The organism is Micromonospora thermarum (assembly GCF_012034245.1).
In the GTDB taxonomy this organism is placed as follows: domain Bacteria; phylum Actinomycetota; class Actinomycetes; order Mycobacteriales; family Micromonosporaceae; genus Micromonospora; species Micromonospora thermarum.
In genome coordinates this window covers 16,541-35,164 of record NZ_JAATEO010000007.1, presented here as the reverse complement: position 1 = coordinate 35,164, position 18,624 = coordinate 16,541, and the positions used below count along the sequence as shown (strand labels likewise).

Sequence of the window (18,624 nt, the reverse complement as noted above, 5' to 3'; positions counted from 1 at the left end):
GGGGCAGCATGATCCGCACCGTCTCGGTGGACCGGGAACCGTGGGAGTCGGCCGACGCCACCCGCCTGCGCGCCGCCCAGCGCGCCGAGCTGGACGCCCGCTACGGCAACGACGACCACGAGCCGGGCGAACCCGGGCGTCCGGCACCACGACGGCCAGCACGAACGCGACCCAGCCGTAGCCGAGCAGAGCCGCCCGCGGGGAACCGGCCGGACGGGCCGTGCCGGCCATGGTGAGCGCGGCCACCGCGGCGGTGAGCAGCAGCGCGGCGAACAGCGGCGGCCCGGCCTCGACGGGCACCAGGCGCAGCAGGTTGGTCTCGTCGCCGGCTGGATCGTTCGCGCCGAACGGGTAGCCGGCGCCGGTGATGGTGGCGAGCAGGGCCAGGACGCCCCAGAGCGCGAGCCAGCCGGCGGCGAGCGGGGCGAGGGGCCCCGAGCCCGGCCACCGCGTAGCCGAGGGCGACCAGGACGACGACGCCGGCGAGGCTCCAGCCATCCCGCCTCCCGCCCGTCCAACGGGCCGAACCGGTCCTCGGCGGTGAGTCCGGCGTCGAGACCGACCTGGTGTGCGATGAACGCCAGCGCCATCGGCACCGCGCTGAACAGAGCGGCCACCACCAGGCCACCGCTGACCAGGATCAGCACCAGCACCCGGGAGACCGTGTCCTGCCGGAACATCTGCGCGAAGGCCACCGCCAGCAGGGCGTACGGCAGCGCGAGCACCCCGCCGAGCAGCAGGAACACACCACGCCGCGAGGTGCTGGCGGCCACCAGCGGAGCGAGGACCGCGCGGGGGTTCACCGGCTTCTGCCGCCGACCCGCCCCGAGCCGACTCCCCCACGTCGGGGAGATCGGGCCCGACGCACGCCGTCCCGCCCGGTCGGCGGCGCGAGTAGGCTCATGATCGTGACCTACCTCGCCGCCGATGAGCGCTACGACACGATGACCTACCGGCGCAGCGGGCGCAGCGGGCTGCGGCTGCCCGCGATCTCGCTCGGCCTGTGGCACAACTTCGGCCCGGACCGGCCGTACGAGCGGCAGCGGGACATCGTCCGGCGTGCCTTCGACCTCGGCGTCACCCACTTCGACCTGGCGAACAACTACGGCCCGCCGCCCGGCGCGGCCGAGGAGAACTTCGGCCGGATGCTCGCCACCGACCTGAAGCCGTACCGGGACGAGCTGGTCATCTCCAGCAAGGCGGGGTACCTGATGTGGCCCGGCCCGTACGGCGAGTGGGGCTCCCGCAAGTACCTGATCTCGTCGCTGGACCAGTCGCTGCGCCGGCTCGGCCTCGACTACGTGGACATCTTCTACTCGCACCGGTTCGACCCGGACACGCCGCTGGAGGAGACGATGGGCGCGCTGGACGCCGTCGTGCGCTCCGGCAAGGCGCTCTACGTCGGCATCTCCAACTACAACTCGGAGCAGACCGAGCGGGCCGCCGCGATCCTGCGCGACCTCGGCACGCCGCTGCTGATCAACCAGCCGTCGTACTCGATGCTCAACCGCTGGACCGAGGCCGACGGCCTGCTCGACACGCTGGAGCGGGTCGGCGCCGGCTGCATCGCCTACAGCCCGCTCGCGCAGGGCCTGCTCACCGACCGCTACCTGGGCGGCATCCCGGAGGACTCCCGCGTCCGGACCAGCATCTTCCTGGACGAGAGCCACGTGAGCGAGAAGCACCTGGCGCAGGTCCGGGCGCTCGGCGCGATCGCCGATCGACGCGGCCAGTCCCTCGCGCAGCTCGCCCTCGCCTGGGCCCTGCGGGACCCGCGCATGACCAGCCTCATCATCGGCGCGAGCAGCGTCCCGCAGCTGGAGGCGAACATCGGCGCCCTGGACAACCTCGACTTCACCCCGGAGGAGCTGGCCGAGATCGAGGGCCACCTCGGCTGAGCCGGGTCACCACTCCCGTCGTCGGCCGGCCCGGTGGTTGCGTACCTCGCAGCGCCGGCCGACCGGGATGCTGCCTGCGCGGCGCAGACGCGCCGCGACCACCACGGCCAGCAGCAGCGTCAGGGCCGCGCCGGCGCCGCCAACCACCGGCCAGCCGGCCCGGTCCAGGTCCGTCACCGCCGCCACCGGCACGCCGTCGGTCACGCTCTCCGATGAGGTACGCACACCCGCGGGCCCCCCGCCTCCGGCGGCTACCGGGCTCGCCTCCGTGGTGCCCTCCTCCGCCGGAGCCCCGGCGGCGGGCGACGGCGGCCGGCCGGGCCCACCCAGGCCGGCTCGCCCGGCAGGCTCCTTGAACACCACGTCGGAGCAGGAGTAGTAGGTGTCCCGCGAGTCGGAGTTCTGCCACACCGTGTAGATCAGGTGCCGCCCGGTCCGCTGCGGCAACCGCCCCGCGAACTGGTACGCCCCGTCGCGCAGCGGCGGGTCGGTCACCCGGATGAACGGCGCCCGCTCCAGGTCCGCCCAGCGCAGCCGCTTCGACGGGTCGTAGTTCGCCCGGGTCAGGTAGAGCCGGAAGGTGCCCTCGTGCGGGATCGTCGTCCGGTAGCGGAAGGTGACCCGCGCCCCGGCGGTCAGCTCCGTCGCCGGCCAGTCGTCCCGGGCCAGGTCCAGTCCCCGGTACGCGGACAGCCCACCGCTGCACAGCTCCCCGTCGGGGATCCGCTCCCGGTCCTTCCCGTCGACCCCGAACACGCGGATGTTGTCCCACTCCCGCAGCGCCGCGCCGGACGCGGTCGCCGCCCGGCAGGCCGGGCTGCCCGCCTGCCCGCCCTCGGGACCGCAGGCCGCGGCGCGGCTCAGCGGGCTGGTCGGCGCCCCGTGCGCGTGGGCCGGCGTGCCGACGACCGGTACGGCGGCGACCGCGACCAGCGCCGCGGCGACGAGTCGGCGTGCGGGCATGGCGTCCACCTCCCGCACACTGGTACGGGCGCGAACTCCGAAGAGTTCGACGGGTCAGCGGTCGCCGTACTGGTGGCGGCAGGCGATGATCTGCCGCCCCGCCCTACTTCCCGTGCGGGTCGGCGGCGTTGAGCGTCGCGACGACCTCGTCGTAGTCGCCGCGCGCCTCGCCGTACCGCAGGAACTTGACGCGCTCGACCTGGATCTCCGTCGCGTCGGGCTGCGATGCGATCAGCTCGACGACCTCCGCCACGAACTCGTCGAGCGGCATCGCGAAGTCGCTGTTCTCCTGCCCGGGCAGCAGCGACGTACGCACGGACGGCGGTTCGAGTTCCACCACCTTGACGGTCGTGTCCGCGAGTTGCAGCCGGATCGACTCGCTGAGCATGTGGATCGCGGCCTTCGAGGCGTTGTAGCTGGGGGTCGCCTTGAGCGGCGCGAACGCGAGGCCCGAGGAGACGGTCATGATCGTGGCGTCCGGCTGCGCCCGCAGGTGCTCGATGAACGCGGCGATGAGGCGGATCGGGCCGAGCACGTTCGTCGTCACCACCTCCTCGGCGGAGGCGAGGAACGAGTCCGGCTGGTGCCAGTCCTCGACGCGCATGATGCCGGCCATCGTGACCAGGACGTTCAGGTCGGGGTGCGTCGCCAGCACCTCCCGGGCGGCGGAGTCGATGCTCGCGGGGTCCGTCGTGTCGATCTGCACGGTGTCGAGGCCGGGGTGCTCCGCGACGATCCGCTCCAGCAGGTCGGCCCGCCGACCCCCGATGATCACGGTGTTCCCCCGGGCCTTCAGCGCGAGGGCGAGGGCGAGACCGATGCCGCTCGTGGAGCCGGGGATGAAGACGGTGTTTCCGGAGATGTTCATGCGTCGAGCCTCGCCGGTCGGCCGGGGCGGGGGCAGAGAGCGCCTGTCGGGGGATCCGCAGTCCCTGGTTCGCGCCGGGAGCGGGCGGATACTGGATTCATGGACCGAGCAGCACTGGCGTCCTTCCTGCGACGTCGACGGGAGGCGTTGCAGCCGGAGGACGTCGGGCTGCCGGTGGGCGCACGCCGCCGGGCGGCGGGGCTCCGCCGGGAGGAGGTCGCCGCGCTCGCCGCGATGTCGACCGACTACTACACCCGCCTCGAACAGGAGCGCGGGCCGCAGCCGAGCGAGCAGATGCTCGCGTCGCTCGCCCGGGCGCTGCGCCTGACCGACAACGAGCGCGACTACCTGTTCCAGGTGGCCGGGCGGAACGCTCCCGCATCGGTGCCGGCGACCACGCACGTCGCTCCCGCGTTGTTGCGGGTGCTGGACCGCCTCGACGACACCCCGGCCCTGATCCTGTCCAACCTCGGGGAGACGCTCGTGCAGAACCGGATGGCGGAGGCGCTGTTCGGCGACAAGTCCGCCTACACGGGGCTCGCGCGCAGCGAGATCTACCGCTGGTTCACCATGCCGGACGAGCGGCTGAGCTACCCCGAGGACGACCGCGACCGGCAGAGCCGGGCCCAGGTGGCGAACCTGCGCGCCGCCTACGGGTCGATGGGGCCCCGGTCGCGGGCCGGCGAGCTGGTCCGCGCGTTGCTGAAGGCGAGCAAGGAGTTCGCCGAGCTGTGGGACCGGCACGAGGTCGGGACGCGGTTCGCGGACCACAAGACCCTCGTCCACCCCCAGCTCGGCCCGATCGAGCTCGACTGCCAGGCGCTGTTCACCGAGGACCAGTCCCAGGCGCTGCTCGTGCTCACCGCTCCCCCTCGTTCCGAGGCGGACGAGAAACTGCGGCTGCTCAGCGTGCTGGGGCACGAGCGCTTCCCGACCGACGTACGGCTCGGCTAGGCCGCGTCCCGACGCGCGGAGGAGCCCGCTTTCCTGGTCGTGGCCGATATCCCCAGGTCCGGCAGGGAGCGGAAGTTGCTCCGGCGCAACTAGGATCCGGGGGTGGTCCCGGTTGAGGTGCTCGGAGACGAGCAGTGGTTGCGCCGCGTCGAGGCGGTCACCGATGCCACCCTGTCCCGGCTCGACGTCGCCGACCTCTTCGACGAGCTGCTCGACCGCGTACGCGAGCTGCTCCAGGTCGACACCGCCGCCATCCTCCTGCTCGACGTCCGCGCCCAGCAGCTCGTGGCCACCGCCGCGAGAGGGCTGGAGGAGGAGGTCCGCCAGGGTTTCCGGATTTCGGTCGGTCGGGGGTTCGCCGGTCGGATCGCCCTCACCAGGCAGCCGGTGATCGTCGAGGACGTGACCTCGGAGAAGGTGGTCAACCCGGTCCTGTTGCAGACCGGCGTCCGGTCCCTGCTCGGCGTGCCGATCACCGCACGCGGAGAGCTGGTCGGCGTCCTGCACGTCGGCACCCTCACGCCCCGCCGGTTCACCCCCGACGACCTCCGCCTGCTGGAACTGGTCGCCGACCGGGTCAGCCTGGCCAGCCTGGCCCGCGCGAACACGCTCGACCACACGGCCGCCCTCGCTCTGCAACGCAGCCTCATCCCCACCGAGCTGCCGAACGTGCCCGGGCTCGAGATGGCCGGCCGGTACATCCCCGGCCACGCCTCGGGCGTCGGCGGGGACTGGTACGACGTGTTCACCCTGCCCTCCGGCTGGTTGGGCGTGGTCGTCGGCGACGTGTCGGGCCACGGACTGCAGTCCGCGGTGGTCATGGGCCGGATCCGCAGTGCGCTGCGCGCGTACGCCCTGATCTGCGACGACCCGGCGGAGGCGCTGACCCTCCTCGACCGCAAGGTGGTCCACTTCGAGGCCGGCAGCCTGACCACCGCGCTGTACGCGATGATCTCCCCGGACAACTCCACGGTGCACGTGTCCCTGGCCGGGCACCCCCGGCCCGTGCTGGCCGCGCACGACCGCCCGAACACCGTCCTGCCGGTGCACATCGACCCTCCCCTCGGCACCGGCCGTCAACGCCCACAGCGGCACACCACCACGATCGAGTTCCCGCCCGGCGCCGTCCTGGTCACCTACACCGACGGGCTCATCGAGCGCCGCGGTGAGCTGTTCGACACCGGTCTCGCCCGTCTGACGGGAGCCGTACCACTGGCTCCCGTCGACACCGTGGCCACGACGGTGATGGCGACCCTCGACGTCGAGCGCCCCGCCGACGACATCGCTCTCCTGGCGCTGCGCCGGCTCTCCTGAGCGGACGCTACTTCTGCTGCGCGATCTGGATCAGATTGCCGCACGTGTCGTCGAAGACGGCGGTGATCACCGCACCCATGTCGGCGGGTTCCTGCGTGAACACCACACCAAGCTTCCTCAGCCTGTCGTGCTCAGCGGCGACGTCGTCCACGGCGAACTGCGTGAGGGGGATGCCGTCGCTGACCAGGGCCTCCTTGAACACCTTGGCGGCCGGGTGCGCGTCGGGCTCCAGCAACAGTTCGACCCCGCCCGGCTCGTCGGGCGAGACAACGGTCAACCACCGGTACTCACCCACCGGCACGTCGGTCTTCTTCACGAAGCCCAGCACCTCGGTGTAGAAGCGCAGCGCCCTGTCCTGATCATCAACGTAGACGCTCGTCAGGTGGATCCTCATGTCGTCTCCTGTCGGGGTTCGGGCCTGAGCCATCGCTCGGCGATGGACCGCAACGGCCGGACATCGATGTGGTGGAACTTGTAGCGGCCCTGCCGCCGCGTGACGATCAGGCCGGCGGCCTCCAGGACGTCGAGATGCTGGGAGATCGCCTGGCGCGACGACGCGATCTGGTGCTTGGTGGCCAACCGGCCACAGATCTCGAACAGGGTCTGGCCGTCACGTTCGGTCAGCTCGTCCAGGATCCGCCGACGCGTGTGGTCGGCCAGCGCCTGGAACAGGTCCCCCACGCTGGCCACTATAGGCAAGTGACGACTTGCCTATCAATCCGCATGGGTATCGGGTCGAGGTCCGCTACCGGACCAACGCATGGCGCCGATGCCATCAGCTGATGATCACGAAGGTAGGAGTCGGTCTCGCCGATGACCGTCCAACGACAAACGCCCTGGTGGAGGATGTCCTCACCAGGGCGTTTCGTCACGGGTGGAGCCGAGGGGACTCGAACCCCTGACCCCCACACTGCCAGTGTGGTGCGCTACCAGCTGCGCCACGGCCCCGTGGTGTCGTCCCGGTCGCCCGGGCACGGGAGAACTATACACACGTCATCCGGCATGGTCACATCGCGGGGTGCCACCGGGCCGGGGTCAGTTGAGCGCCACGTCCGGCGGGAAGTGGGCCACCGCGGCCATCATGCCGCCCTGCCGCCGCAGCACCATCGGCCACAGGTCGTCGGGGCGGTCGACGAAGGCGTCGCCGGGCAGCGCGTCCAGGACGAACCACGAGCCCTCCTCGATCTCCTGCTCCAACTGGCCGGAGCCCCAGCCGGAGTAGCCGGCGAAGACCCGGATCCCGCCGATGCTCTCCCGCAACCGCTCCGGGTCCACCGACAGGTCGAGGGTGCCGACCGCACCGGAGACCTGGTGGAAGCCCTTGACCCGCTTGACCGGGTGGCGCATCCGGGCGAGGCAGATCGCCGAATCCGGCTGCACCGGGCCACCCTCGAAGAGCACCGCCGGGTGCCGGGCCAGCTCGCCCCAGTCGCCGAGCACATCCGCCACCGGCACCTCGGTGGCCCGGTTGAGGACGACTCCCAGGGCGCCGCCGGCCTCGTGGGCGACCAGCAGCACAACCGTACGGTCGAAGTTCGGATCCTTCAGGGTCGGTGTCGCGACCAGCAGCCGCCCGGCCATCGACTCCGTCGCCCGCCCGCCGATCGCCTGCCCCTCTCCCTGCATGCCGGACACCCGTCAGACCGACCGCACCGGGACGGCCGGGGGCACCGGTGTCAGCCGCGTCGTCAACACCATGCCTGGCACCATAGCCTGCGCCCGCGCCGGTGGCTAAGGTCTGACGGTCGGGTGATCGACAGACACGAGGGAGGACCGATGGGTCCCACGGCGGAACTGGCGGTGATCGGCGGTTCGGGCCTCTACGCCCTTCTCGACGGCGCCACCGAGCATCGGGTCGACACCCCGTACGGGCCGCCCTCGGACGCCGTCACCATCGCCGAGCTGGCCGGCCGGCGCGTGGCGTTCCTGCCCCGGCACGGCCGGGACCACCGGCACCCACCGCACAAGATCCCCTACCGGGCCAACCTGTGGGCGCTGCGTTCGCTCGGCGTCGGCCAGGTGCTCGCCCCGTGCGCGGTCGGCGGCCTGCTCCCCGAGCTGGGTCCGGGCACGTTCGTGGTGCCGGACCAGCTCATCGACCGCACCAGCGGCCGGGTGCAGACCTACTACGACCGGGGTGCCGTGCACGTGTCGTTCGCCGACCCGTACTGCCCGGTCGGCCGCCGTACGCTGCTCACCGCCGCGGCGCGGCGGGACGTCCCGGCGGTGGACGGCGGGACGGTGGTGGTGGTCGAGGGCCCGCGCTTCTCCACCCGCGCCGAGTCACGCTGGTTCGCCTCGATCGGCGGGACGGTGGTCAACATGACCGGCCACCCCGAGGCGGTGCTCGCCCGGGAACTGGCCCTCTGCTACTCGTCGATCGCGCTGGTCACCGACCACGACGCGGGTGTGCCCGGCGGCGGCTCGGTCACGCAGGAGGAGGTGTTCCGCGTCTTCGGCGAGAACACCGACCGGCTGCGCGGGCTGCTGCTGGAGGCGGTGCGGGCGCTGCCGGCCGAGCGGGACTGCGACTGCGGCCGGGCGCTGGAGGGCATCACGCTGCCGTTCACGCTGCCGTAGCGGCTGACCGAAACACCCCGTCCCACCCGGCCCGCCCCGATACGTTATGTGCGATGGCCACGGTCCGCGACACCACGTACAACCTGCTGCGCGACCTCGGCATGACGACCGTGTTCGGCAATCCCGGTTCGACGGAGGAGCCGTTCCTCGCCGCCTTCCCGGACGACTTCCAGTACGTCCTCGCCCTGCACGAGGCATCGGCGGTCGGCATCGCCGACGGGTACGCGCAGGTCACCGGCCGCCCGGCGCACGTCAACCTGCACACCGCGCCGGGGACCGGCAACGCCATGGGCAACCTGGTGACCGCCTGGCACAACCGGGCCCCGCTGATCGTCACCGCCGGCCAGCAGACCCGGGAGATGCTGCTCATCGAGCCGCGGCTGACCAGCCGCCGCGCCACCGAGCTGCCCCAGCCGTACGTCAAGTGGAGCCACGAGCCGGTGCGGGCGCAGGACGTCCCGGCGGCGCTCATGCGGGCGTACGCCACCGCCGTGCAACCCCCGTCCGGGCCGGTGTTCCTGTCGCTGCCGCTTGACGACTGGGGCCAGCCCGCCGACCCGTACCGGCCGCCGCGCACCGTGTCCACCCGCATCGCGCCGGACCCGTACCGGCTGGGCGAGTTCGCCGCGGTGCTGGCCGCCAGCCGCACGCCGGCGCTCGTGTTCGGGGCGGGGGTGGACCGGGCGGGCGCCTGGCCGGCCGGGGTAGCGCTCGCCGAGCGGCTCGGCGCCCCGGTGTGGACGGCACCCGCGCCGGAACGGGCGACCTTCCCCGAGGACCACCCGCACTTCCAGGGCGTCCTGCCGTACGCGATCGCGCCGCTGGCCGAGAAGCTGCGCCGCTACGACACCGTGCTCGTGGTGGGCGCACCGGTGTTCCGCTACTACCCGCACGTCCCCGGCGACCATCTGCCCGAGGGCGTCCGCCTGCTGCACGTTACCGATGACCCGGACGAGGCCGCGCGGGCCCCGGTCGGCGACAGCCTGCTGGGGGACGCCGGCCTGACCCTGGCCGACCTGCTGGACCTGCTCCCGCCGGGTGACCGCCCGCCCCCACCGCCTCAGCCCGCGCCGGCACCGCCCGAGGACGGGACCCCACTCAGCCCCGACGCGCTGTTCGCGGCGCTGGCCCGGTACTGGCCGGCCGACGGAATCCTGGTGCAGGAGTCGCCGTCCAACCTGTCGGCCCTGCGCCGCCGTCTGCGGATCACCCGGCCCGGGTCGTACTTCACCATGGCCAGCGGGGGGCTCGGTTACGGGCTGCCGGCGGCGGTGGGTGTCACCCTCGCCCAGCGGGACACCGGCCGGGGCCGGCCGGTCGTCGCGGTGATCGGCGACGGGTCGTTCCACTACTCGGTGCAGGCGTTGTGGACCGCCGCGCAGCTGCGCCTGCCGCTGGTCGTCGTGGTCCCGGTCAACCAGCAGTACGCGATCCTCAAGGCGTTCGCCGACTTCAAGCAGACACCCGGGGTGCCGGGTCTCGACCTGCCCGGCCTGGACATCGCGGCTCTGGCCCGTGGCTACGGCTGCGCGACGGGGACCGTCGAGACGCCGGAGCAGTTCGGCGAGGCTCTGGCCGCCGGCCTGCGGGCGGATCGCCCCACGGTGCTGCCCGTGCCGATCCGCACCGACATCCCCGGGCTGCTCTGAGCGCGGACCGGACTCGGACGGACCGCGCTCGGGCCGCCGCCGGGAGCCGGCGGCACGCGCCGGTCAGCCGGTGGTGAGCCGCAGCGGCGCGCCGGTGAGCACGTCCAGCACGGGCCGCTCCCCCAGCGGCGCGGCCAGCCGGACGGTCACCGGCTCCAGCACGAGCTGGTCCGTGCAGACGCCGGTGGACCGGATCACTCCGCCGCCGACCACCACGACATCGTCGCGCTCGAGCACCAGGGGGGTCGTGCCGGTGTCGCAGGCGCCGGTCCCCAGCCGCACGGTCAGCGTCGCGCCGTCCACCGCGCGCAGGTCCTGGGCGCCGACCACCCCGTCCGGCGGCGGGGCCGCCGGGGCGGTCGGCTCCGGCACGGCGCCGACGGCGGCCGGGGCGACCGCGAGCCGGGCCACCCGGGCGGTCAACTCGTCGACCGTGAACAGCCAGGCCGGCACCTGCGCCTCGCCACGGCTGGTGCGGACCGGTACGGTGCCCAGCTCGACCGCGGTCACGGTCAACGGGATGCAGGCCGTCTGCGGACCGCTGCTCGCCGCGTCGTCCGGCCCACCCGGCGTGGCCGGGGGCGGGGTGCCGGGCTCCTTCGGGCGCCCGACGCAGGGTGGCGGGTCCCCCTGGTCGAGCTGCCGGTACGCCTCGGCGGCGCCGATCAGCGGCACGGTGAGCGTGCCGTCCGGGAACCGGACCGTGCCGTCGGCGGGCCGAGCGGTCGGCAGCGGGATCTGCTCCCGGTACCAGCCGGCCAGGAAGGCGGTCTCGGTGTCGGGGCTGAACCCGGGTTTCCCGACCAGCACGGTGGGCTCCTGGAGCGGCACGTAACCGCTGTTCCATCGCGAATCGGGCCGCCACGCCTCGGCGACCTGGGCGGCCCGCTCGTCGAACGCCGGCCGCACCCGTTGCGAGGGCGGGGCGACGCTCGGCTCGGAGCCCGCGGGCGCGCAGCCCGCGGCGGCCAGCAGGGACAGACTCAGCAGGGCGACCATTCGACGCATACCCGGTTGGACGCGACAACGCACATGGCGGTTCCGTCACCACTTGGTCGGCTCGACAACGCGTGTGCGCGCGATGACGGGCCGTCCCGGCGCCCGCGAACCGCCGGCGGCTCGCGGACAGGCTGTCGAGCTGCCCTCGTGAACGGGGCACAGCCACCGACCGCACACGCACACCCGGTCGAGCTGCCACCGCGCACGGGGCAGAGCCGCCGGTCGCACAGGCGGGGCAGCTCGACAGCGCCGCCGGCGCCACCTGTCCCCGCACTGGGCGCGCGGCAGTTCGGTTGGACCGCACCGCCGGGAGATCAGTCCTCGCCGCCGAGGTCCGTCTGGTACGCCTGCCAGAGCAGGTCCGCGCCGCGCTGCCGGTGCCGGGCGAGCGCCCACACCAGGTGCTCGGTGGCGCGGCGGAGTTCGTCGGCGGCGACGCCCGGACGCTCGGCTGCCTGCCGCAGCGCGTCGAGGGCGGCGACGATGACGGTGTGCTCCCGCACCAGCCGCGTCACGCTGTGCTGGAGCCGGGGCGCGTGGTGGAGCAGTTCCGCGTACCTGCCGGCGGGGCCCTCGGTGAGCCGGACGTGCTCGGCGAACTCCTGCCGCACCGGGCCGAGGCGGCGCAGGAGCCGCTCCCGCCAGTACGGCTCGGTGTCGAGCGCCCGGCTCAGCGCATGAGGGCCGGGAAGCAGGCTGGCCCGGGGTCGGCGGGCCGGTGTGGGCCGGGCCGACCTGGAGGCGGCGGACGGTTGCTGGATCGGACCGGTGACCATGGGCACCTCCCCGCGCTGCTGACCGCGTACGCCGATGGTGAACCTCGCGGGCCGGCCTGTCCAGGGCCGGCGCCTGCCACAGTCACCCCATCAGTCCCATCGGCACCCCTGGTCACACACGTCCCGACGAGGGGCCCGGATACGACTGTGCGCCCCGGTCCAGTGGACCGGGGCGCACAGGTCAGGTGGTGGAGGTGCCGGGAATCGAACCCGGGTCCTTCGCCGCCTTGTCAGGGCTTCTCCGAGCGCAGCTCGCTGTGCCTCTACTCGGCCCCTCCGATCACGCGAGCGAGTCGGTGTGACGGGCCCAGTCGCTGATTGATCTCGCCGCACGGACCCCGCGACCGGGTCCGATTGGCCAGCCTTCTAGCTGATGCCGGCTAACTGGGTCGAAGGCACTCCCAGGCCGACAGACTCGCTACTCGCCTCAGGCGGCGAGAGCGAAGTCAGCGCGATTGTTCTTGGCGCTTATTGGTTTCCGACGATCGATTCACGAGACGACGTCGGCTTCCTCGGCTCGCTTCCCCTGCCGCAACGTACGAAGTCGAAACCAGTCACCCCCTCGACAGGCCGCCCCTTTCGGCGGCACCGTCAAGCCTAACGCCTGCCGCAACGGGTTTCATCCCGAGCCCCCGGCCGGCACGCCGGCCCGGACAAGGCAGACAAATCAGTCATCCATGCCCTTGCCACGCCGGCCGGCGGCCCGGGCGATCTCCCGGTCCGCGTCCCGCTTGGCGAGGTCCTGCCGCTTGTCGTACGCCTTCTTGCCCTTGGCCAGGCCGATCTCGACCTTGGCCCAGCCGTCCGAGAAGTAGACCTGCAACGGCACCAGCGTGAGCCCGCTCTCCCGGGTCTTGCCGATCAGCCGGTCGATCTCCAGACGCTTGAGCAGCAGCTTGCGGGTACGCCGGGGCTCGTGGTTGGTCCAGGTGCCCTGCGTGTACTCCGGGATGTGCATCCCGTGCAGGTACAGCTCGCCGTTGCGCTCCTGGGCGAACGCGTCGACCAGCGACGCCCGCCCGGCCCGCAGCGACTTGACCTCGGTGCCGGTCAGCGCCATCCCCGCCTCGTACGTGTCGAGGATCGAGTAGTCGTGCCGGGCCTTGCGGTTGGAGGCGACGACCTTGCGTCCCTTTTCCCGTGGCATCGGCGCCACCTCCCTTCCTGGTCGCTCCCGGTAAGCCGGGAAGCGGAGATCATGCTACCCGAGTCACAAGGGCCCTCCCGCGCCGTTTATTCCGGCGCGGAAGGGCCCTCGGAGGCACCCGTACGGTGACTAGACCCGCAGGTAGAAGCGGAGGGTGACCCAGGCGGTGATCGCGCTGATCAGGCCACCGACGGCGGCCATCGCCGGGAAGGTCAGGAAGACCTCGCTCCAGCTGACCGGCGCGAAGAGGCCCTGGAGCGCGCTGAGCGCGCCGTCGAACAGGAAGACCTTCAGGCCGATGAGGGCGCCGAGGCCGATCACCGAACCGATCAGGCCGGCGACCACGGCCTCCAAGACGAACGGCGCCTGGATGAACCAGTTCGAGGCACCGACGAGCTTCATGACGGCGACCTCACGCCGCTTGCTGTACGCGGCGACCTGGATCGTGTTGGCGACCAGGAGCAGTGCGGCGACGGCCATCGCGATCGCGGCGACGAGGGCGATGTTCTGGCCGGCGGTGAACAGGTTGAAGATCTTGTCCAGCACGCGGCTCTGGTCGACGACCTGGTCGACGCCCTCGACGTTCGTGTACTGGTCGCTGATCGCCTTGTACTGCTGCGGGTCGACCAGCTTGAGCCGGTACGACTCGGGCAGCACGTCGGGCTTGACGGCGCTCAGCAGGTCGGGCGAATCCCGGAACATCTCCTGGAACCGCTTGTACGCCTCGTCCTTGTTGACGAGCGTCGCCTCCTGGACCAGCGGGTCGGCGTCGAGCTTCGCCTGGATGTCCGCCTTCTGCTGCTCGGTCACCTCGTTGTCGAGGAAGATGGAGACCTCGATGTTCTCGAAGTACAGCTCCTTCATGTCGGCGACCTTGGTGTAGATCAGACCGCTGGCACCGAGCATGGTCAGCGAGACCGCCATCGTGATGATCATCGCGATGGTCATGGTCACGTTGCGCCACAGTCCGACCAGTACCTCGGACAGGACGTATTTCACGCGCATCGGGGAATCCTCCGGGTCTCCGGCATGAGGTGTTCGTCGTCAGGCGGGGTGGAGCGCCGGCTCACCCGTAGACGCCGCGGGCCTGGTCGCGCACGATCCGGCCGCTCTCGATCTCGACGACCCGGCGGCGCATCTGGTTCACGATGTTGGAGTCGTGGGTGACCATGACCACGGTCGTGCCGGTGCGGTTGATCCGGTCCAACAGGCGCATGATCTCGATCGAGGTGTCAGGGTCGAGGTTCCCCGTCGGCTCGTCCGCCAGCAGGATCAGCGGACGGTTCACGAACGCCCGGGCGACGGCCACCCGCTGCTGCTCACCACCGGAGAGCTCGTGCGGGTACCGGTGCTCCTTGCCACCGAGCCCGACCAGCTCCAGCACCTCGGGCACGACCCGGCGGGCGACCGCCTTGGTCTTGCCGATCACCTCGAGGGCGAACGCCACGTTCTCGTACGCGGTGCGGTTCGGCAGAAGACGGAAGTCCTGGAAGACGCAGCCGATCGAGCGCCGGAAGTGCGGTCGCTTCCAGGAGCGCATCGACGTCACGTCCTTGCCGTTCACGATGACCCGACCCTTGTTGGGGCTGACCTCGTGGAGCAGCATCTTGATGATCGTGGACTTGCCGGAGCCGGATGGGCCGATGAAGAAGACGAACTCGCCCTTCTCGATCGAGACGGACACGTTGTCGAGCGAAGGCCGGGACGCCTTCGGGTACGTCTTCGTCACTTGCTCAAGCTGAATCACGGGTGGTGAGTCTACGCGGTGTAACCAGAGAGCCAAGTCCCACGCCCCATGGTTGCGAGACGCGTCATCGATTTGCTGGGGAACGTGGAGATCGATGACGCGCTGCGCCCACGATCGGTCACACGCTGTCGCCGGCCAGCTGCTGCTGCTTCCGCCACCGGATACCCGCCTCGATGAAGGCGTCCAGCTCGCCGTCGAAGACCGACGACGGGTTGCCGGTCTCCTGCTCGGTTCGGAGATCCTTCACCATCTGATACGGGTGCAGGACGTACGAGCGCATCTGGTCGCCCCACGACCCGGCGGCGTCGGTCTTGAGCCCGGCCATCTTGGCCTGCTCCTCCTGGCGCTTGCGCTCCAGCAGCCGGGCCTGGAGGACGCGCAGCGCGGACGCCTTGTTCTGAAGCTGGGACTTCTCGTTCTGGCAGGTGACCACGATGCCGGTCGGGATGTGGGTGATCCGGACCGCCGAGTCGGTTGTGTTGACGCTCTGCCCGCCGGGGCCGGACGACCGGTACACGTCGATCCGCATCTCGTTCTCGGGGATGTCGATGTGGTCGGTCTGCTCCACCACCGGCAGCACCTCGACGCCGGCGAAGCTGGTCTGCCGACGGCCCTGGTTGTCGAACGGGCTGATCCGGACCAGCCGGTGCGTGCCCGACTCCACGCTGAGCGTCCCGTACGCGTACGGCACCTTGACCGCGAAGGTGGCCGACTTGAGGCCCGCCTCCTCGGCGTACGAGGTCTCGTAGACCTCCGTCGGGTAGCCGTGCCGCTCGGCCCAGCGCAGGTACATCCGGAGCAGCATCTCGGCGAAGTCCGCCGCGTCCACACCGCCGGCGCCGGCCCGGATGGCGACCAGCGCCTCCCGGGAGTCGTACTCGCCGGAGAGCAGGGTGCGGACCTCCATCTCCTCGATGGCCTTGGTCAGCCCGGTGATCTCCGACTCGACCTCGGAGAGGACGCCCGGGTCGGATTCGGCCTCGGCCAGCTCCAGCAGCACCTGGGCGTCGTCCAGCCGGGAGCGGAGGCCGGAGAGCTTGCTGATCTCGCCGTTGACGTACGACAACTGGGAGGTGACCTGCTGCGCCTTGGCCTGGTCGTCCCACAGGTCGGGGGCGGAGGCCTCCTCCTCCAGGCGAGCCTTGTCCGCCCGCAGCCTGTCGATGTCGAGCACCGACTCGATGTTGCGAAGGGTCGCGTCGAGGTCTTTGAGCTGTTCGGCGTAGTCGGCAGCAGTCACGACAGACAAGCGTACTGCGTCACCCGACCGGAGCCGACTTCAGCCAGGAGAGCGCGGCCTTGTGGTAGGCGACCGCGAACTCCAACGCGCTGGCGTCGTACGGGTCGCCTTCCTTCTTCGCGTTCTTGACCTGCTCGCGAACCCGCGCCAGGGCTTCGGTGTGGTACTCGTTCGCGGCGGCCTGGAGGCTCTTGAGCTGACTGGCCGAGTGCAGGTTGCCGAAGGCGATCCGCAGGGCGATCGGGTTGCGGATGGTGTCCCGGCCCGGGTCCTCCGCCAGCCACTTCGAGAACGTCCGTTTCCCGGACGCCGTGATCGCGTACGGCTGACTCATCCGCGGCCCCGGCTTGCCGAGCCGGACCAGCCCCTTCTCGGCCAGGACGGGCAGTTCGCGGTAGACCTGGCTGCGGGTCATCGACCAGTACGGCGCCAACCGGCGCTCGGCGGCGGCCATCAACTGGCCACCTGTCATGGGGCCCTCATGGAGCAGCCCGAGCAGGGCCGCCGCCGTGGGGTTGACTCCGGAATCCGCCATGCCCCTCACGCTGCCACTTTGCCGACGCGGCGTCCAGGATTTCACAGTTTCGCCACCCGTTGGGGCTTCCTATGTGCACTGTCGGCCGGCGACAGTCCGGCGTCCCCGCCGGACGCGGCGTTGTCGACCGCCTCGCATCACCTGTCGCACCCGTACCGGAGACGCCATGACGGGGCCCCTCCCCGGACGCGCGGGCGTCGAGAAGGGGCCCCAGGCGACGGATTCAGCCCATGTGGGGGTAGGTGTGGTCGGTCGGCGGGACGAAGGTCTCCTTGATGGTCCGCGGCGACATCCACCGGATGAGGTTGTGCCAGGAGCCGGCCTTGTCGTTGGTGCCGCTGGCCCGGGCGCCGCCGAAGGGCTGCTGCCCGACCACCGCACCGGTCGGCTTGTCGTTGATGTAGAAGTTGCCGGCCGCGTACCGCATCTTCTCCGCCACCGCGTCGACCACCTGACGGTCGGTCGCGAAGATCGAGCCGGTCAGGGCGTACGGCGCGATCGACTCGGCCTGGGCGACCACCTCGTCGAAGCGGCCGTCGTCGAAGACGTGCACGCCGAGGATCGGGCCGAAGTACTCGGTGGTGAACGTCTCGTGTGCCGGGTCGCTGCACTCGAAGAGCGTGGGCCGGACGAAGTAGCCCACCGAGTCGTCGGCGGTGCCGCCGGCGAGGATCCGGCAGGTGTCGTCGTCGGAGATCAGCTCCAGCGCGGCGGTGTGCCGGGAGAAGGCCTTGTCGTCGATCACCGCGCCCCCGAAGTTGCTGAAGTCGGTCACGTCGCCGTACGTCAGCGAGTCGGTGGTCGCGGCCAGCCGGTCGCGCAGGCCCCCCTCCCAGATGGACCGCGGGATGTACGCCCGGGACGCCGCGGAGCACTTCTGGCCCTGGTACTCGTAGGCGCCGCGGATGAGCGCGGTGTGCAGGGCGTCCACGTCGGCGCTGGAGTGGGCGACCACGAAGTCCTTGCCGCCGGTCTCGCCGACGAGGCGCGGGTAGCCCCGGTAGCCGGCGATGTTCTCGCCGACCGTCCGCCACAGGTGCTGGAACACCTTGGTGGAGCCGGTGAAGTGGATACCGGCCAGATCCGGGTCGGCGAGCACCACGTCGGAGACCGCCTCGCCACGCCCGGTGACCATGTTGATCACGCCCGGCGGCAGCCCGGCCGCCTCGAACAGTCGCATGGTGAAGTGCGCGGCGAACTGCTGGGTCGGGCCCGGCTTCCAGACCACGGTGTTGCCGAGCAGGGCCGGCGCGGACGGCAGGTTGCCGGCGATGGCGGTGAAGTTGAACGGGGTGATCGCGTAGACGAAGCCCTCGAGGGGACGGTGGTCGAACCGGTTCCACACGCCCGGCGAGGACATCGGCTGCTCGGCGAGGAGCTTGCGGGCGAAGTGCACGTTGAACCGGAGGAAGTCGATGAACTCGCAGGCTGAGTCGATCTCGGCCTGGACGGCGGTCTTGGACTGGCCGAGCATGGTGGCCGCGTTCAGCGTGTCCCGCCAGGGGCCGGAGAGCAGCTCGGCGGCGCGCAGGAAGATCGCTGCGCGCTCCTCGAACGGCAGCGCCCGCCACATCGGAGCGGCGTCCTTGGCCGCCTTCACCGCCGCGCGGGCGTCGTCGTGGGTGGCGTGCCCGGTGACGCCCAGCACGTGCGCGTGCTTGTGCGGCTGGACCACGTTGATCGGTTCGCCGCCGGGCATGCGCTGCTCGCCGGCGATGGTCATCGGCAGGTCGATCCGCTCGGCGGCCAGCTCGGCCAGCCGTCGCTGGAGCCGCTCCCGGTCGGCGCTCCCCGGCTCGTAGGTGCGTACCGGCTCGTTGCGCGGCTCGGGTACGGAGAACACGGCGTCCATCACAGGCTCCTGTGCGATCTCGACAGCGGTGGCGAAATCGGACCCGCGGGCACCGGCCGGACGACCGGGTGCCGGGCACCGGGCGGCAGAGCCGGTCACGGC

Annotated in this window: 18 protein-coding genes, 1 tRNA gene, 1 other RNA gene and 1 pseudogene; 6 read left to right on the top strand and 15 right to left on the bottom strand. The window is 71.5% G+C overall.

The features are described from left to right. Window positions 1–8: 8 nt before the first annotated feature. Together HCJ94_RS08370 and mgrA are read left to right on the top strand one after the other, a co-directional pair. Window positions 9–128, top strand: a pseudogene (locus HCJ94_RS08370) (GNAT family N-acetyltransferase); the annotation flags it as partial. A 774-nt stretch (window positions 129–902) separates the two neighbouring features. Then, the gene (gene mgrA / locus HCJ94_RS08360; RefSeq protein WP_168000397.1) at window positions 903–1,898 is read left to right on the top strand and encodes an L-glyceraldehyde 3-phosphate reductase; all 996 of its coding nucleotides are present in this window, start codon (window positions 903–905) and stop codon (window positions 1,896–1,898) included. Window positions 1,899–1,904: 6 nt separating this feature from the next. Here mgrA and HCJ94_RS08355 read toward each other — a convergent pair whose 3' ends face one another. After that, window positions 1,905–2,861, bottom strand: coding sequence for a lytic polysaccharide monooxygenase auxiliary activity family 9 protein (locus tag HCJ94_RS08355; RefSeq protein WP_168000396.1), 957 nt, complete (start codon window positions 2,859–2,861; stop codon window positions 1,905–1,907). Window positions 2,862–2,964: 103 nt separating this feature from the next. Further along, window positions 2,965–3,729 (bottom strand): SDR family oxidoreductase, encoded by a 765-nt coding sequence (locus HCJ94_RS08350; RefSeq protein WP_168000395.1) that lies wholly within the window; start codon window positions 3,727–3,729, stop codon window positions 2,965–2,967. A gap of 99 nt (window positions 3,730–3,828) precedes the next feature. Between HCJ94_RS08350 and HCJ94_RS08345 the strand changes: the two genes are divergently transcribed. Continuing rightward, window positions 3,829–4,683, top strand: coding sequence for a helix-turn-helix transcriptional regulator (locus tag HCJ94_RS08345; RefSeq protein ID WP_168000394.1), 855 nt, complete (start codon window positions 3,829–3,831; stop codon window positions 4,681–4,683). Window positions 4,684–4,785: 102 nt separating this feature from the next. After that, window positions 4,786–5,997, top strand: coding sequence for a PP2C family protein-serine/threonine phosphatase (locus tag HCJ94_RS08340; RefSeq protein WP_168000393.1), 1,212 nt, complete (start codon window positions 4,786–4,788; stop codon window positions 5,995–5,997). Between the two features lie 7 nt (window positions 5,998–6,004). Here HCJ94_RS08340 and HCJ94_RS08335 read toward each other — a convergent pair whose 3' ends face one another. The 4 genes from HCJ94_RS08335 to HCJ94_RS08320 all read right to left on the bottom strand — a co-directional run bounded on the left by HCJ94_RS08335 (window position 6,005) and on the right by HCJ94_RS08320 (window position 7,623). Next, window positions 6,005–6,391 carry a VOC family protein gene (locus HCJ94_RS08335; protein WP_168000392.1) on the bottom strand — a complete coding sequence of 129 codons (387 nt, stop codon included), beginning with the start codon at window positions 6,389–6,391 and terminating at the stop codon, window positions 6,005–6,007. After that, the gene (locus HCJ94_RS08330) at window positions 6,388–6,690 is read right to left on the bottom strand and encodes an ArsR/SmtB family transcription factor (RefSeq protein WP_168000543.1); all 303 of its coding nucleotides are present in this window, start codon (window positions 6,688–6,690) and stop codon (window positions 6,388–6,390) included. Before HCJ94_RS08330 ends, HCJ94_RS08335 begins: the two co-directional genes overlap by 4 nt. Before the next feature lie 182 nt (window positions 6,691–6,872). Next, window positions 6,873–6,945 (bottom strand) — tRNA-Ala (locus HCJ94_RS08325). Between the two features lie 87 nt (window positions 6,946–7,032). Beyond that, entirely contained in the window at window positions 7,033–7,623 is a 591-nt protein-coding gene (locus HCJ94_RS08320) for a YqgE/AlgH family protein (protein WP_168000391.1), read from the bottom strand. Between the two features lie 150 nt (window positions 7,624–7,773). Here HCJ94_RS08320 and HCJ94_RS08315 point away from each other — a divergent pair, with 150 nt between their 5' ends. Together HCJ94_RS08315 and mdlC are read left to right on the top strand one after the other, a co-directional pair. Continuing rightward, window positions 7,774–8,577 (top strand): S-methyl-5'-thioadenosine phosphorylase, encoded by an 804-nt coding sequence (locus tag HCJ94_RS08315; protein ID WP_168000390.1) that lies wholly within the window; start codon window positions 7,774–7,776, stop codon window positions 8,575–8,577. 53 nt (window positions 8,578–8,630) lie between these two features. Continuing rightward, the gene (gene mdlC, locus HCJ94_RS08310; RefSeq protein WP_168000389.1) at window positions 8,631–10,226 is read left to right on the top strand and encodes a benzoylformate decarboxylase; all 1,596 of its coding nucleotides are present in this window, start codon (window positions 8,631–8,633) and stop codon (window positions 10,224–10,226) included. A 63-nt stretch (window positions 10,227–10,289) separates the two neighbouring features. On the opposite strand, the gene HCJ94_RS08305 is transcribed toward mdlC, so the two are convergent. The 9 genes from HCJ94_RS08305 to pruA form a co-directional block, all read right to left on the bottom strand. Further along, window positions 10,290–11,234: a hypothetical protein gene (locus HCJ94_RS08305; protein WP_168000388.1), complete on the bottom strand. Its 945-nt coding sequence runs from the start codon at window positions 11,232–11,234 to the stop codon at window positions 10,290–10,292. A 305-nt stretch (window positions 11,235–11,539) separates the two neighbouring features. Then, window positions 11,540–12,001, bottom strand: a complete 462-nt coding sequence (locus HCJ94_RS08300; protein WP_168000387.1) for a hypothetical protein — start codon at window positions 11,999–12,001, stop codon at window positions 11,540–11,542. Between the two features lie 186 nt (window positions 12,002–12,187). Continuing rightward, window positions 12,188–12,563: a transfer-messenger RNA gene (gene ssrA / locus HCJ94_RS08295) on the bottom strand. Between the two features lie 105 nt (window positions 12,564–12,668). After that, window positions 12,669–13,148 carry an SsrA-binding protein SmpB gene (smpB, locus tag HCJ94_RS08290; protein ID WP_168000386.1) on the bottom strand — a complete coding sequence of 160 codons (480 nt, stop codon included), beginning with the start codon at window positions 13,146–13,148 and terminating at the stop codon, window positions 12,669–12,671. Between the two features lie 129 nt (window positions 13,149–13,277). Then, window positions 13,278–14,153, bottom strand: coding sequence for a permease-like cell division protein FtsX (gene ftsX / locus HCJ94_RS08285; RefSeq protein ID WP_168000385.1), 876 nt, complete (start codon window positions 14,151–14,153; stop codon window positions 13,278–13,280). A gap of 61 nt (window positions 14,154–14,214) precedes the next feature. After that, on the bottom strand, window positions 14,215–14,895 hold the full coding sequence (ftsE, locus tag HCJ94_RS08280) for a cell division ATP-binding protein FtsE (protein WP_088977559.1): 681 nt from the start codon (window positions 14,893–14,895) through the stop codon (window positions 14,215–14,217). Window positions 14,896–15,013: 118 nt separating this feature from the next. Next, window positions 15,014–16,135: a peptide chain release factor 2 gene (prfB, locus tag HCJ94_RS08275; RefSeq protein ID WP_168000384.1), complete on the bottom strand. Its 1,122-nt coding sequence runs from the start codon at window positions 16,133–16,135 to the stop codon at window positions 15,014–15,016. Between the two features lie 19 nt (window positions 16,136–16,154). After that, window positions 16,155–16,670: a PadR family transcriptional regulator gene (locus tag HCJ94_RS08270; protein WP_168000383.1), complete on the bottom strand. Its 516-nt coding sequence runs from the start codon at window positions 16,668–16,670 to the stop codon at window positions 16,155–16,157. Between the two features lie 223 nt (window positions 16,671–16,893). Continuing rightward, window positions 16,894–18,522: an L-glutamate gamma-semialdehyde dehydrogenase gene (gene pruA, locus HCJ94_RS08265; RefSeq protein ID WP_168000382.1), complete on the bottom strand. Its 1,629-nt coding sequence runs from the start codon at window positions 18,520–18,522 to the stop codon at window positions 16,894–16,896. Between the last annotated feature and the right edge of the window lie 102 nt (window positions 18,523–18,624).